This is a genomic window from Marinobacter lipolyticus SM19 (assembly GCF_000397065.2).
Lineage (GTDB): Bacteria > Pseudomonadota > Gammaproteobacteria > Pseudomonadales > Oleiphilaceae > Marinobacter > Marinobacter lipolyticus.
Genome location: NZ_KE007328.1, coordinates 83,961 through 98,097, shown reverse-complemented (window position 1 = coordinate 98,097; position 14,137 = coordinate 83,961). Strand labels below are relative to the sequence as shown.

Below are 14,137 nucleotides of genomic sequence, written 5' to 3'. Positions count from 1 at the left end.
CGGTCAGGTCAGTGACTCTGGTCAATTACCGCCATCAATAGCCCATGGCTGACGATGTGCTACGCCTTGGGTCTGCACCACCATGCAAAACGCCATCTTCACTCACCATAATACTCTGGATGGCACCCATGGCTGAACCATGGACTATTGTGTGGCCCCGTTCTTCCAGCAGGTGGATTGAGTCGGGGCTGATGCCCTGCTCAACCCGGATCTCATCCGGCAGCCACTGATGGTGCATGCGTGGCGCACTCACGGCGGTCTGGATGTTCATGCCATGATCAATCACATTCAGGATCACCTGCAAGGTGGTGGTAATGATCCGTGAGCCACCCGGGCTGCCCGTTACCAGCACATTTTGGCCATCCTTTCTGACAATGGTCGGTGACATTGAGCTGAGCATTCGCTTACCGGGCTCCACCTTGTTGGCTTCACCGCCGATCAGTCCATAGGCGTTAGGGACGCCAGGTTTGGCACTGAAGTCATCCATCTCATTATTAAGCAGAAAACCGGCGCCCTTTACCGTGATGCCGGAGCCATAACTGAAATTGATGGTGTAGGTGTTGGACACCGCATTGCCCCATTTGTCCACCACCGAGAAGTGGGTGGTTTCCGGGCTCTCCCAGGCTGCCGGCTGACCGGGGTTGATGTCGTCGGCGGGGCGGGCCTTGTCAGGGTCGATGCTCTTACGTAGTTCTTCGGCGTAACCTTTGCTGGTCAGGCCCGTCAGCGGTACGTCTACAAAATCGGTGTCACCGAGGTACTTCGACCGGTCGGCATAGGCGAGCTTCATGGCCTCGGCCATATGATGGATCGCATCAGCGGAGTTGTGACCGAATTGCGCCATGGGGAAGCCTTCCAGAATGTTGAGGATCTGGACAATGTGGGTACCGCCGGATGAGGGGGGTGACATGGAGTAAATGTCGTATCCGCGATACGTGCCATGGACCGGAGTACGGATTGCGGGACGGTAGTTTATCAAATCCTCCCGGGTGATCAGGCCGCCGTGCCGGGCCATTTCTTCGGTAATGAGTGTGGCGGTTTTGCCCTCATAAAAGCCTTTCACACCGTTATCAGCAATCCTCTGGAGTGTGTCGGCCAGCTCAGGCTGACGAAAGCGTTCGCCGGGCTGCCATGCGCGGCCATCCTCTTTATAGAAGGTGGTTCGGGTAGCAGGCCATCGCTCAAGCCTGTCCCGGGCCTGTTCCAGGCCTTCGGTGAAACGCAGGGGCACAATAAAGCCTTCCCGGGCGAGTGTGATGGCCGGCGCCAGTGCCTGTTTCAGGGAGATGGTGCCGTGTCGCTCCAGTGCCAGGGCCAGGCCCGCCACGGTCCCCGGAACGCCGGCAGCCAGGTGGGTGAAACGGCTGCGATCACGGACGACATTGCCGGATTCATCCTGAAACATGCTCTCCGTGGCTGCGGCGGGCGCCTTCTCCCGGTAATCAATAGCTTCCGGCTCCGAGCCATCCCCTTTGGATATCAACATAAAACCGCCGCCACCAATATTGCCGGACCGGGGCTGGGTCACCGCCAGGGCAAAACCTGCCGTCACGGCGGCATCCACGGCATTGCCGCCTTTTTTCAGTACCTCAAGGGCCACATCGGTGGCCAGTGTGTGGCTGGTTGCGACCATGCCCTGTTTTGCCGTGACCGGGTGAAAACGCTCACCCTCAAGAATGGCTTGCCCGAATGCAGGCCCGATGACGAAAAGAAAAGTCATGGCAGCTACAACTGAAAGGCGGCCTGAGTGCCTCCTGGCGGGGTTTTTGTTTGTGCGGTGGTAGAGGCCTCTGTCCATATCTCCATTCCTCGTTTCTGGCGTTCAGATAGGCTATGATAGCCGGTCATTTTAATAGGTGCGTGCCGTTAACCTGCCGTTAATGCCGGTGGTGATTCCCCGACGCGCCTGCTTTCCCGTTATTCAGTTAAGGAAAGGCTTTCATGGAGCATACTTATCGTCTTGTGATTTCCTGCCCGGATCGGGTTGGAATTGTCGCCAAGGTGAGTAACTTTCTGTCCACCTACAATGGCTGGATTACCGAGGCGAGCCACCATTCTGATACACAGACCGGCTGGTTCTTCATGCGCCACGAGATCAAGGCCAGCTCGATTCCGTTCGGCCTGGACCAGTTTCGGACGGCCTTTGAGCCGATTGCCCGCGAGTTCGGCATGAACTGGCACATTGCGGATTCGGCCCGACCCAAGAAAGTCGTCCTGATGTGCAGCAAGGAATCCCACTGCGTGGCGGACCTGCTGCATCGCTGGCACAGTCGTGAGATCAATGCCGAAATCGTTGCCGTGATCTCCAACCATGAGGACCTGCGCCGCATGGTCGAATGGCATGAGATACCTTATCACCATATTCCGGTTTCCCGGGACAATCGTGACGAGGCCTTTGGTGAAATCGAAGGCCTGATCGAGGGTTATGATACGGATGTGGTGGTGCTTGCCCGCTACATGCAGATCCTGCCTGCCAGCCTGTGTGAAAAGTTCGCCGGCAAGGTGATCAATATTCACCACAGCTTCCTGCCGTCATTTGCCGGTGCGCGACCGTATCATCAGGCCTACAGTCGTGGGGTAAAGCTGATCGGTGCCACATGCCACTACGTGACCCAGGACCTGGACGAAGGTCCGATCATTGAGCAGGACGTGATCCGCATCAGCCATAGCGATTCCATAGAGGACATGGTCCGCCTCGGCAAGGATGTGGAAAAGAACGTCCTGGCCCGTGGCCTGAGGTCGCATATCGAGGATCGGGTCATCACCTACGAAAACAAGACGGTGGTTTTTAATTAAGGCACAGTCGCTGTATGCCCCCGTAAGGGGCTGACTGTGATAGTATTGGCCGCTTGTTAAAGAATAACTATGGGGCACAGAAATAGCCCTGAAACGACTTCCAGCAAACGCAAAGGAACCTTTCTCGATGGGTGAGTTAGCCAAAGAGATCCTGCCGGTAAATATTGAAGATGAGTTGAAGCAGTCTTACCTCGACTACGCCATGAGCGTCATCGTCGGGCGGGCCCTTCCGGATGTTCGTGACGGCCTCAAGCCGGTTCATCGCCGTGTTCTGTTCGCCATGTCCGAACTGGGCAATGACTGGAACAAGGCTTATAAGAAATCTGCCCGTGTGGTGGGTGACGTCATCGGTAAATACCACCCACACGGTGACTCGGCGGTTTACGACACCATCGTTCGTATGGCCCAGCCATTCTCCCTGCGGTATCCGCTGGTCGACGGTCAGGGTAACTTCGGTTCCATTGATGGCGATAACGCTGCCGCCATGCGTTACACAGAGATTCGCATGGAGAAGGTTGCTCACTCCCTGCTGGCGGATCTGGACAAGGAAACCGTGGATTTCGTCGACAACTACGACGGCACCGAGCGGATTCCCGATGTGCTTCCCACCCGGGTTCCGAACTTGCTGGTCAACGGCTCCTCCGGTATTGCGGTCGGCATGGCCACCAACATTCCACCTCACAACCTGACCGAGGTGGTCAGCGGTTGTCTGGCTCTGATTGATAATCCGGACCTGACCGTGGATGAGCTCATGGAGTTCATTCCCGGCCCCGATTTCCCGACTCAGGGCATTATCAATGGCCGTGCCGGTATTGTTGAGGCGTATCGCACCGGCCGTGGTCGTATCTACATTCGTGCCCGTCACGAAATCGAGCACGACAAGAAGACCAATCGCGATGCCATCATCATTACCGAGCTGCCATACCAGCTGAACAAGGCGCGCCTGATCGAGAAGATCGCAGAGCTGGTCAAGGAAAAGCGCCTGGAAGGCATTACCGAACTGCGGGACGAGTCCAACAAGGAAGGTATCCGAGTTGTGATCGAGCTGCGCCGGGGTGAAAACCCGGAAGTGGTCGTCAACAACCTGTTTGCCCACACCCAGCTGCAGACCGTGTTTGGTATCAACATGGTGGCACTGATCAACGGCGAGCCAAAGATCCTCAACCTGAAGGAAATGCTCGACGCGTTCGTGCGCCACCGCCGTGAAGTGGTGACCCGCCGAACCATCTACGAGCTGCGCAAAGCCCGTGAGCGCGGTCATATCCTGGAAGGCCTGACCGTTGCCCTGGCCAACATCGACGAGATGATTGAGCTGATCAAGTCTTCTCCCACATCGGTTGAAGCAAAAGAAAAGCTGATGTCGAAGGGCTGGGCACCGGGTGATGTGCTGGCGATGCTGGAGCGTGCTGGTGAAGACGCCTGCCGCCCTGATGATCTGCCGGAAATCTATGGCCTGCGTGATGGGCTGTACCATATGTCGCCGGAGCAGACTCAGGCGATCCTGGATATGCGTCTGCACCGCCTCACCGGTCTGGAAACGGAAAAGCTCCAGAACGAGTACAAGGAAATCCTGGAGAAGATCGCCGGCCTGCTGGAAATCCTGGCGGATCCGGAGCGTCTCATGCAGGTGATCCGCGAAGAACTGGAAGCCGTGGTGTCCGAGTTCGGTGACGAGCGCCGTACCGAAATCACCAGTTCACAACGTGACCTGACCATTGCCGACCTGATTGATGAAGAAGACCTGGTGGTCACCATTTCCCACGGTGGTTATGCCAAAACCCAGGCCGTTGAAGACTATCAGGCCCAGCGCCGTGGTGGCCGGGGTAAGGCGGCAACGTCCATGAAGGACGAGGATTTCGTTGAGAAACTGCTGGTTGCCAACTCCCACGACACCATCCTGTGTTTCTCCAACCGTGGCAAGGTGTACTGGCTGCGCGTGTTCGAGATTCCCCGTGCCAGTCGCGCTTCCCGTGGTCGCCCGATGGTCAACATTCTGCCGTTGGACGAGGGTGAGCGCATTACCACCTTCCTGCCGGTCCGTGACTATCCGGAAGACCAGTATGTATTGATGGCCACCTCTGCTGGCGTGGTCAAGAAGACCCCGCTGCCGAACTTCTCCCGTCCGCGTAGCAGCGGCCTGATCGCCCTGTCACTGGACGAAGGCGATACCTTGATCGGCGCGGCCATCACCAAGGGCGATGCTGAGGTCATGCTGTTCTCCACCGCCGGCAAAGCCGTTCGCTTTAATGAGGAGGCCGTTCGTCCGATGAGCCGCACGGCCCGCGGGGTTCGTGGTATCAGAATGCCGGAAGGCCACCACGTGGTGTCCCTGATCATTCCGCAGGAAGACGGCGTAATTCTGACTGCCAGCGAGAACGGCTATGGTAAGCGCACCGCGATCGACGAATTCCCGACCTATGGCCGGGGCAGCCAGGGTGTTATTGCCATGCAGTGCTCTGAGCGTAACGGTAACCTGGTTACGGCGCTGCAGTTATTCGATGGCGACGAAATGATGCTGATCTCGGACAAGGGCACGCTGGTTCGTACCCGCACCGATGAAGTGTCGGTATTGAGCCGGAATACCCAGGGTGTTCGCCTGATCAAACTGAGCCAGGAAGACGAACGTCTGGTCGGTGTTGAGCGTATCGCTGAAAGCGATGACGAAGACGTCGAAGGCGAGGAAAGTCCTGCCGCAGAAGGCGATAACACAGAAGAGGGCACCGGCGAGGAATAAGCCGGTGCTTCGCAGAACGAACGATTGGTAAGACTTGAGAGATCACAGGATCATGAGCAGGGCGTATAATTTTTGTGCAGGCCCGGCAACCTTGCCGGAAAGCGTGCTGCAACAGGCACGGGATGAAATGCTCGACTGGCGCGGTACCGGCATGTCGGTGATGGAGATGAGCCATCGCAGTGACGAGTTCGTGGAAATTGCCGAGACGGCCGAAAATGATCTTCGTGAATTGGCCGGAATTTCAGATGATTACGCCGTACTCTTCATGCAGGGTGGAGCTTCCAGTCAGTTCTCGACCATTCCGTTGAACCTGCTGGGAAACAAAACATCGGCTGATTACGTGAACACCGGTATCTGGTCCAAGAAGGCCATTGCGGAAGCCAGCCGGTATGGAACCGTTAATGTAGCGGCCAGCAGCGAGGCGGATGGTTTCACCACCATTCCCGACCAGAGCCGTTGGGAAACCAGCGCTGACGCCGCGTACCTGCACTACACGCCGAACGAGACCATCGGTGGTCTGGAGTTCGACTTCGTGCCTGACACCGGCAGCGTGCCATTGGTGGCGGATCTGTCGTCCACCATGCTGTCACGCCCACTGGACGTGTCGAAGTTCGGCCTGATCTACGCCGGCGCGCAGAAGAATATCGGGCCGTCTGGTCTGGTGGTGGTCATTATCCGCAAGGACCTGCTGGGCAAAGCCCGCAAGGAAACCCCGACGATGATGAACTATCAGGTCATCGCGGATAACGACTCCATGTACAACACCCCGGCGACCTATTCCTGGTACCTGGCCGGGTTGGTGTTCAAGTGGCTGAAGGCCCGGGGCGGCGTACAGGCCATGGGAGAGATCAACCTGCGCAAGGCGAAGAAACTGTACGATTTCATTGACGACAATGATTTCTACGCCAACCCCATCGATCCCCGTTTCCGCTCCTGGATGAATGTACCGTTCACTCTGGGGAACGATGCCCTGAACGGTGATTTCCTGAAAGGTGCGGATGCCCGCGGGTTGCTGAACCTGAAGGGCCACCGCTCGGTAGGTGGCATGCGCGCCAGCATCTACAACGCCATGCCGGAAGCCGGCGTGGATGCCTTGATCGCCTATATGGCGGAATTTGCGAAGGAGCGGGGCTGATCATGACCGACGAGCAAACCCGTCTGGGCGAACTGAGGGAAGAAATCGACCAGCTTGACCAGAAAATCATGGAGCTGATCAGCGCACGTGCCAAGTGCGCCCAGGAAGTGGCAAGCGTCAAGATGACGTCCAATTCGGGGCAGGACGTGTTCTTCTACCGTCCCGAGCGGGAAGCTCAGGTGTTGCGGCGCATCAAGGAGCAGAATCCCGGTCCCTTGTCCGGTGAGGAGATGGCCCGGTTGTTCCGCGAGATCATGTCCGCCTGCCTGGCGCTGGAAAAGCCCATGCACATCGCTTTCCTGGGGCCGATAGGCACCTTTACCCAGGCGGCGGCCCTGAAGCACTTCGGGCATTCCGTGGTCAGTGTTCCGCTGCCTGCGATTGATGCCGTGTTCCGGGAAGTGGAATCCGGTGCGGCTCATTACGGTGTGGTTCCGGTGGAAAACTCCACTGAAGGTATGATCAATCATACCCTCGACATGTTCATGTCATCGCCCCTGAAGATCTGCGGTGAAGTCCAGCTCCGCATCCATCACCACCTGCTGGTCTCGCCAGCCAACAAGGATCAGGAGATCACTCGCATATACTCTCATCAACAGTCGTTCGCCCAGTGTCGGCAGTGGCTGGATACCCATCGCTATGGTATTGAGCGGGTGACGGTGAGCAGCAACGCCGAGGCCGCACGTCGGGCAGCGGAAGAGCCGGGAACAGCTGCGATTGCCGGTGATATGGCGGCGGAGTTGTATGGGCTTGAGATTGTAGCCAACAGCATTGAAGATCGTCCGGATAACACCACCCGGTTCCTGATCATTGGTCGGGAAGAAGTGCCCGCCAGTGGACACGACAAGTCCTCCATTCTCGTGTCCATGCGGAACAAGCCCGGGGCGTTGTATCAGTTGCTGGAGCCATTCCATCGCCACGGCCTCAGCCTGACGCGCATTGAAACCCGACCGTCCCCAAGTGGCACCTGGGCTTACGTCTTCTATATCGATTTTGAGGGGCATGTGGAAGACGAGCAGGTGCGTAAAGTGCTGGCGGATGTGGAAGACGAAGCCGTGGAGCTCAAGCGCCTCGGTTCATACCCGATTGGTGTACTTTAACGAGAGTAGCGACATCAGCGAAAGTTACTGACAGTAAAACGAATCGGACAGGGTTGAGGAAGGTGTAATGTCGATTGATTATCAGAGTCTGGCGGTCAGGGGAGTGCAGGCGCTGTCCCCCTATCAGCCCGGCAAGCCCATCGATGAGCTGGCCCGTGAACTCGGGCTGGATCCCGCCGATATCATCAAGCTGGCCAGTAACGAGAATCCGCTGGGCCCAAGCGAAAAAGCGCTGGCCGCAGCCCGGGAAGCCCTCAGCGAGTTGTGCCTTTACCCTGACGGTAACGGCTTTGACCTCAAGCAGGCACTGGCGGCCCGTTTCGGCGTCGATATGTCGCAGATTACCCTGGGCAATGGCTCCAATGATGTGCTGGAGGTGATTACCCGTTGCTTTGCAGATGTGGAATCCGAGGTGGTGTTTTCCCAGTATGCGTTTGCGGTTTATCCTCTGGTCACCCAGGCGATTGGTGCCAAGGGCGTCCCTGTACCTGCGAAGGACTGGGGGCACGATCTGGATGCCATGGCCGCAGCGGTGACGGATCGCACAAAGCTGGTCTTTGTGGCCAACCCCAATAACCCGACTGGTACGGTGCATAACGCCGAAGCCATTCTGGCGTTCCTGGAGCGAATCCCTGAGCGGGTTGTGGTCGTGCTGGACGAAGCCTACTGCGAATACCTGCAGGGCGAGGGATACGCTGATGGTGTCGAATTGCTGTCCCGTTTCCCGAATCTGATCGTTTGCCGTACTTTCTCCAAAGCTTGGGGGCTGGCGGCGTTGCGGGTTGGCTACAGCATCAGTTCTCCTGAAATCGCGGATATTCTTAACCGGGTACGCCAGCCGTTCAATGTGGACACCATAGCGTTGGCCGCGGCGACAGCGGTTCTTGAGGATGAGGCATACGTGCAGCGTTCCCGCAAGGTCAATGTCAGCGGGATGGCCCAGCTGGAAGCCGGCTTCGGCGAACTTGGCCTGTCCTTTATTCCTTCCGCGGGTAACTTCATCGCGGTGGATGTTGGGGATGATGCCATGGGCGTTTACCAGTCCTTGCTCGAGCAGGGCGTCATTGTGCGACCGATCGCCGGTTATGGCATGCCCCGGCATCTGCGAGTGTCCATCGGTCTTGAGCGGGAAAATGCAAAACTGTTGAAGGCTCTTTCCAATGCGCTCGGCCTGTCGGGGCAGGGGGCGTAACGTGGCGACGACCAAGCCACTGTTCAGTCGGGTTGCCGTTATTGGTCTGGGGTTGATTGGCGGCTCACTGGCGAAGGCCATGCGTGAAAACGGGCTGGCCAAAACCGTTGTCGGCACCGACAAGCGAGAGGATGAGTTGTCATTAGGGGTTGAGCTGGGTGTCATTGACCGGGCTGCTGGCACCATTGCCGAAGCGGTTGCCGGCTGTGAGCTGGTGATCCTTGCCGTTCCGGTTCGCGCTACCCGTACGGTTCTGGAAGAATTGAAATGCCATCTGCCCGCCGACGCTATTCTTACCGACGTAGGGAGCACCAAGACCAGCTTTGTTGAAGATGTGCGGGCAGTTTTTGGTGAGCTCTCACCCCGCGTGATTCCCGGCCACCCAATCGCGGGATCCGAAAAAAGTGGTATCCGCGCAGCAAACCCCGGGATGTTCGCTAATCACAAGGTCATTCTTACGCCGCCAGATAACGTCGATGCCGGGGATCTGGCGCGTTTGAAAGCGCTGTGGGAGGGATGTGGTGCTACCGTCCTGACCATGTCCGTGGCTTACCATGATGAAGTGTTGGCGGCAACCAGTCATCTGCCGCACCTGATTGCGTTTTCGCTGGTGGACACCCTGGCCGGCGAGGATGAGAATCTGGATATTTTTCGCTACGCGGCGGGTGGTTTCCGGGACTTTACGCGGATCGCTGCCAGTGATCCGGTAATGTGGCACGACATTTTTCTCTCTAACAAGGATGCCGTACTGCGGGTCATTGACCACTTTACGCACGATCTCGACCAGCTCCGCACCGCCATTGCCAACGGAGACGGTGCGACCATGCTCAGGGTTTTCAGTCGCGCCAAGGCGGCGCGGGAACATTTTTCGAAGATGCTTTCAGGACAGGCTTACGTGACAAACAACAGTCAGAATCAGGTAACGTTTCGTCTTCAGCCCGGTGGCAGCATTGCCGGTGATATCCGGGTGCCGGGGGACAAATCCATTTCTCATCGTTCCATCATGCTGGGCGCTCTGGCAGATGGGATCACTGAAGTAAAGGGCTTCCTGGAGGGAGAGGACAGTCTTGCAACCCTGCAGGCGTTTCGCGACATGGGGGTAACCATCGAAGGGCCGGATGATGGGTTTGTGTGCATTCACGGAGTGGGTGTGAATGGCCTGCAGGCGCCCCGTGGTCCGCTGTACCTGGGCAATTCTGGCACTGCCATGCGCCTGTTTTCGGGGTTGCTGGCGGCGCAGCCGTTTGATTCCGAACTGACCGGTGACAGCAGTCTCTCGAAGCGGCCGATGGGGCGTGTTGCCGATCCGCTCCGCGCTATGGGGGCTGTGATCGATACCGCCGACGGTGGTCGCCCACCGTTAAAGATTCGTGGCGGCCAGCCGCTGACGGGAATTCATTACGAAATGCCGGTAGCGTCAGCCCAGGTCAAATCCTGCCTGTTGCTGGCGGGCCTGTATGCTGAAGGTGTCACCTCGGTAACCGAGCCCGCGCCGACCCGCGACCATACCGAACGAATGCTGGCAGGATTTGGCTATCATGTGCATCGTGATGGTGCTACAGCCAGTGTTTCCGGTGGTGGCAGGCTGCAAGCTGCCGCTATTGATGTGCCGGCTGACATTTCCTCTGCGGCCTTTTTCCTTGTAGCGGCCAGTATTGCTCCGGATTCCGAACTGACTTTGCGCCACGTTGGTATGAACCCGACGCGCGTTGGCGTCATTAACATCCTGAAGAAGATGGGTGCGGACATTGAAGTTTTGGAAGAGCGCGAGATCGGTGGCGAGCCGGTGGCGGATCTGAAGGTCCGTTCCGCACAACTCAAGGGTATTGATATCCCGGAAGATCAGGTACCTCTGGCGATTGATGAGTTCCCGGTCCTGTTCATTGCCGCCGCCTGCGCTGAAGGTCGCACGGTCCTGCGCGGGGCGGAAGAACTGCGGGTAAAAGAGAGCGATCGGATTCAGGTGATGGCGGATGGCCTGGCGGCACTCGGCGTCGAAACCACCGTAACACCCGATGGCATTATTATCGACGGCGGTCAGACTATTGGTGGTGGTACGGTCGACAGTCACGGGGATCATCGCATAGCCATGTCTTTTGCCGTAGCGTCTCTACGGGCAACCGGAGATATTGAGGTGACCGATTGCGCCAACGTGGCGACGTCATTCCCGGGATTTGTGGAACTTGCCCGCAACACCGGCATTCGCATAACCGCCGAAGGAGGGGAATGATGCCCAGCACCAAGGCTCCGGTCATCACCATTGACGGCCCGGGAGGCTCCGGCAAGGGTACCGTTACCCAGATGCTCGCTCGCAAGCTGGGCTGGCATTTGCTGGACAGCGGTGCGCTGTATCGCTTGACAGCTCTGGCCGCCGTGCGCCAGGGCGTAGCCCTGGACGATGAAGCGGGTCTGGTGAAGGTGGCTGCTGGTCTTGATGTGGCCTTTGAGCCAACGGCAGCAGGTGAGCCGGTCAGGGTGATTCTCGCCGGTCAGGACGTGACCGCAGATATACGTACAGAAACGACCGGTGACAACGCCTCCAGGGTTGCTGTGATGCAGCCGGTTCGCGATGCCCTGTTGCAGCGCCAACGGGACTTCCGGCAGGCTCCCGGCCTGGTGGCCGATGGTCGCGACATGGGCACCGTGGTATTTCCGGACGCCCCGGTCAAGATCTTCCTGACGGCCAGTGCCGAGGAGAGAGCCCGGCGACGCTACAGCCAGTTGAAGGACGCAGGTGTCGATGTTAATATTGACGCCCTTTTAGAGGAGATACGGGTTCGCGATGAACGGGACATGAACCGTTCCGCAGCCCCTCTCAAGCCCGCGGATGATGCGCAAGTCATTGATTCTACAGGCTTGAGTATAGAAGAGGTGTTGGGCAGGTGTATGGCCGCAGCGGGCCAGGCCTGACCACACCTTTTTGTTGTTGAAATGCCGGTCGTAGCGCTATCTGCCAGCCACAGGCTGCGTCCGGAACTTACTAACAGACCGTGTTGCTGGTGGCACGGAGCACACTTGCGTTGATCATATAGGACACATAATGAGCGAGAGCTTTGCGGATCTTTTTGAAGAAAGCCTAAAAGAAATTGACATGCAACCGGGTTCCATCGTCCAGGGAACCGTAGTTGACGTCGACAACGACTGGGTCACCGTTAACGCCGGACTGAAGTCCGAAGGCGTTATCCCCGCCTCCCAGTTTCTGAACGAAAAAGGCGAGTTGGAAGTTGCTATTGGCGACGTTGTCGATGTAGCTCTCGACGCTGTTGAAGACGGTTTCGGTGAAACTCGTCTGTCCCGCGAAAAGGCCAAGCGCGCTGAAGCCTGGAAGGTACTCGAGAAGTCCTTCGAAGCTGAAGAAGTGGTCAAGGGTATTATTAATGGCAAGGTCAAGGGTGGTTTCACCGTCGATCTGGCCGGCATCCGTGCCTTCCTGCCAGGCTCTCTGGTAGACGTTCGTCCGGTTCGCGACACCGCGCACCTGGAGAACAAAGAGCTCGAATTCAAGGTTATCAAGCTGGACCAGAAGCGTAACAACGTGGTTGTTTCCCGCCGCGCCGTTCTGGAAGCTGAAAACAGCGCCGAGCGTGAAGCTCTGCTGGAAACCCTGACCGAAGGTCTGGAAATCAAGGGTATCGTCAAGAACCTGACCGACTACGGCGCGTTCGTGGATCTGGGCGGTGTTGACGGCCTGCTGCACATCACTGATATGGCCTGGAAGCGTATCAAGCATCCGAGCGAAATCGTGAATGTGGGCGACGAGATCAACGTCAAGGTACTGAAGTTCGACCGTGAGCGTAACCGTGTATCCCTGGGTCTGAAGCAGCTGGGTGAAGATCCCTGGGTTGATATCAAGGGTCGCTATCCGGAGAACAGCAAGGTCAAGGCTCGCGTTACCAACCTGACCGACTACGGCTGCTTTGCTGAGCTGGAAGAAGGTGTTGAGGGTCTGGTTCACGTATCCGAAATGGATTGGACCAACAAGAACATCCATCCGTCCAAAGTTGTTCAGGTAGGCGACGAAGTAGACGTGATGATTCTGGATATCGACGAAGAGCGTCGTCGTATTTCCCTGGGTATCAAGCAGTGTGTTTCCAACCCATGGGAAGACTTCTCCAGCAAGTTCAACAAGGGCGACCGTATCTCCGGTAAGATCAAGTCAATCACTGACTTTGGTATCTTCATCGGACTGGACGGTGGTATCGACGGCCTGGTTCACCTGTCTGACATCAGCTGGAACGAGACTGGCGAAGAAGCCGTTCGTGAATACAAGAAGGGCGACGAAGTTGAAACCGTTATCCTGTCTGTTGACCCGGAGCGTGAGCGCATCTCCCTGGGCATCAAGCAGCTGGAAAGCGATCCGTTCGCCGAGTTTGTTCAGTTGAACGACAAGGGCTCCATTGTTAAGGGCACTGTATCCGCCGTTGACGCCAAGGCAGCTACTATCTCCCTGAACGACGAAGTTGAAGCTGTTCTGAAGGCTTCCGAAATCAGCCGTGACCGTGTTGAAGACGCACGCAACGCGCTGAAGGAAGGCGAAGAAGTGGAAGCGAAGATCATCAGCATCGATCGCAAGAACCGCATTATCAATCTGTCTGTGAAGTCCAAAGACGTTGAGGACGACAAGCAGGCGCTTGAGAACGTGCGCAGCAAGACCGCTGAAACTTCTGGTGCGACCACCATCGGTGATCTCATCAAGGAGCAGATGCAGCAGCAAAACGCCAACAAGGAATAAATTTTCCGGTTGGTATAAAAAAACGGGCTCTAAGAGCCCGTTTTTTTTGTGTTTTTTTCTGGTTTGGCTAAACTAGGGGGCATGGAGCTGGTAACCGGCTATCCAATAATAAAGAAGAGGGAAGAGCCTCATGACGAAGTCCGAACTGGTTGAGCTGATTGCATCCAAGCAAACACAGCTTTCCGTGAAAGATGTGGAGCTGGCTGTAAAAACGATTATTGAGCATATGTCTCAGTCGCTGTCCAATGGCCAGAGGATTGAGATTCGTGGATTTGGCAGTTTCTCCCTGCATCATCGTGCGGCAAGAACCGGCCGGAACCCGAAAACCGGCGAAGCCGTACAGCTACCGGCCAAGTTTGTGCCGCATTTCAAGCCGGGCAAGGAGTTGCGCGAACAGGTTAATGACAGCCTGAAGAAAGGCTTCTGATTGTCCTTTACTGGACAAGAC

General features: G+C 57.1%; 10 protein-coding genes. 9 read left to right on the top strand and 1 reads right to left on the bottom strand.

What is annotated here, in order from left to right; all coding sequences use genetic code 11:
- Positions 1-34: 34 nt before the first annotated feature.
- Positions 35-1,720, bottom strand: coding sequence for a gamma-glutamyltransferase (gene ggt, locus MARLIPOL_RS16440; RefSeq protein WP_228677636.1), 1,686 nt, complete (start codon positions 1,718-1,720; stop codon positions 35-37).
- A gap of 221 nt (positions 1,721-1,941) precedes the next feature.
- Here ggt and purU point away from each other — a divergent pair, with 221 nt between their 5' ends.
- The 9 genes from purU (at position 1,942) to MARLIPOL_RS16395 (ending at position 14,116) form a co-directional block, all read left to right on the top strand.
- On the top strand, positions 1,942-2,796 hold the full coding sequence (gene purU / locus MARLIPOL_RS16435; protein ID WP_012139433.1) for a formyltetrahydrofolate deformylase: 855 nt from the start codon (positions 1,942-1,944) through the stop codon (positions 2,794-2,796).
- A 127-nt stretch (positions 2,797-2,923) separates the two neighbouring features.
- A complete protein-coding gene (gene gyrA / locus MARLIPOL_RS16430) occupies positions 2,924-5,530 on the top strand; it encodes a DNA gyrase subunit A (RefSeq protein ID WP_012139432.1) in 2,607 nt (868 codons plus the stop codon).
- Between the two features lie 52 nt (positions 5,531-5,582).
- Positions 5,583-6,665 (top strand): 3-phosphoserine/phosphohydroxythreonine transaminase, encoded by a 1,083-nt coding sequence (serC, locus tag MARLIPOL_RS16425; protein ID WP_012139431.1) that lies wholly within the window; start codon positions 5,583-5,585, stop codon positions 6,663-6,665.
- Positions 6,666-6,667: 2 nt separating this feature from the next.
- A complete protein-coding gene (gene pheA, locus MARLIPOL_RS16420; protein ID WP_012139430.1) occupies positions 6,668-7,765 on the top strand; it encodes a prephenate dehydratase in 1,098 nt (365 codons plus the stop codon).
- Between the two features lie 67 nt (positions 7,766-7,832).
- Positions 7,833-8,957 (top strand): histidinol-phosphate transaminase, encoded by a 1,125-nt coding sequence (hisC, locus tag MARLIPOL_RS16415; protein WP_012139429.1) that lies wholly within the window; start codon positions 7,833-7,835, stop codon positions 8,955-8,957.
- Positions 8,926-11,187 (top strand): bifunctional prephenate dehydrogenase/3-phosphoshikimate 1-carboxyvinyltransferase, encoded by a 2,262-nt coding sequence (locus MARLIPOL_RS16410; protein ID WP_012139428.1) that lies wholly within the window; start codon positions 8,926-8,928, stop codon positions 11,185-11,187. Before hisC ends, MARLIPOL_RS16410 begins: the two co-directional genes overlap by 32 nt.
- The gene (gene cmk, locus MARLIPOL_RS16405) at positions 11,187-11,867 is read left to right on the top strand and encodes a (d)CMP kinase (RefSeq protein ID WP_012139427.1); all 681 of its coding nucleotides are present in this window, start codon (positions 11,187-11,189) and stop codon (positions 11,865-11,867) included. The genes MARLIPOL_RS16410 and cmk overlap by 1 nt, the downstream gene beginning before the upstream one ends.
- 130 nt (positions 11,868-11,997) lie before the next feature.
- Entirely contained in the window at positions 11,998-13,689 is a 1,692-nt protein-coding gene (gene rpsA, locus MARLIPOL_RS16400) for a 30S ribosomal protein S1 (RefSeq protein ID WP_012139426.1), read from the top strand.
- Between the two features lie 130 nt (positions 13,690-13,819).
- The gene (locus MARLIPOL_RS16395; protein ID WP_012139425.1) at positions 13,820-14,116 is read left to right on the top strand and encodes an integration host factor subunit beta; all 297 of its coding nucleotides are present in this window, start codon (positions 13,820-13,822) and stop codon (positions 14,114-14,116) included.
- Positions 14,117-14,137: the final 21 nt, after the last annotated feature.

What these genes read in the sequence shown, in the direction of transcription:
- ggt (WP_228677636.1), bottom strand. Translation starts at nt 1,720, where the DNA reads ATGACTTTTCTTTTCGTCATCGGGCCTGCATTCGGGCAAGCCATTCTT.
- purU (WP_012139433.1), top strand. Translation starts at nt 1,942, where the DNA reads ATGGAGCATACTTATCGTCTTGTGATTTCCTGCCCGGATCGGGTTGGA.
- gyrA (WP_012139432.1), top strand. Translation starts at nt 2,924, where the DNA reads ATGGGTGAGTTAGCCAAAGAGATCCTGCCGGTAAATATTGAAGATGAG.
- serC (WP_012139431.1), top strand. Translation starts at nt 5,583, where the DNA reads ATGAGCAGGGCGTATAATTTTTGTGCAGGCCCGGCAACCTTGCCGGAA.
- pheA (WP_012139430.1), top strand. Translation starts at nt 6,668, where the DNA reads ATGACCGACGAGCAAACCCGTCTGGGCGAACTGAGGGAAGAAATCGAC.
- hisC (WP_012139429.1), top strand. Translation starts at nt 7,833, where the DNA reads ATGTCGATTGATTATCAGAGTCTGGCGGTCAGGGGAGTGCAGGCGCTG.
- MARLIPOL_RS16410 (WP_012139428.1), top strand. Translation starts at nt 8,926, where the DNA reads ATGCGCTCGGCCTGTCGGGGCAGGGGGCGTAACGTGGCGACGACCAAG.
- cmk (WP_012139427.1), top strand. Translation starts at nt 11,187, where the DNA reads ATGCCCAGCACCAAGGCTCCGGTCATCACCATTGACGGCCCGGGAGGC.
- rpsA (WP_012139426.1), top strand. Translation starts at nt 11,998, where the DNA reads ATGAGCGAGAGCTTTGCGGATCTTTTTGAAGAAAGCCTAAAAGAAATT.
- MARLIPOL_RS16395 (WP_012139425.1), top strand. Translation starts at nt 13,820, where the DNA reads ATGACGAAGTCCGAACTGGTTGAGCTGATTGCATCCAAGCAAACACAG.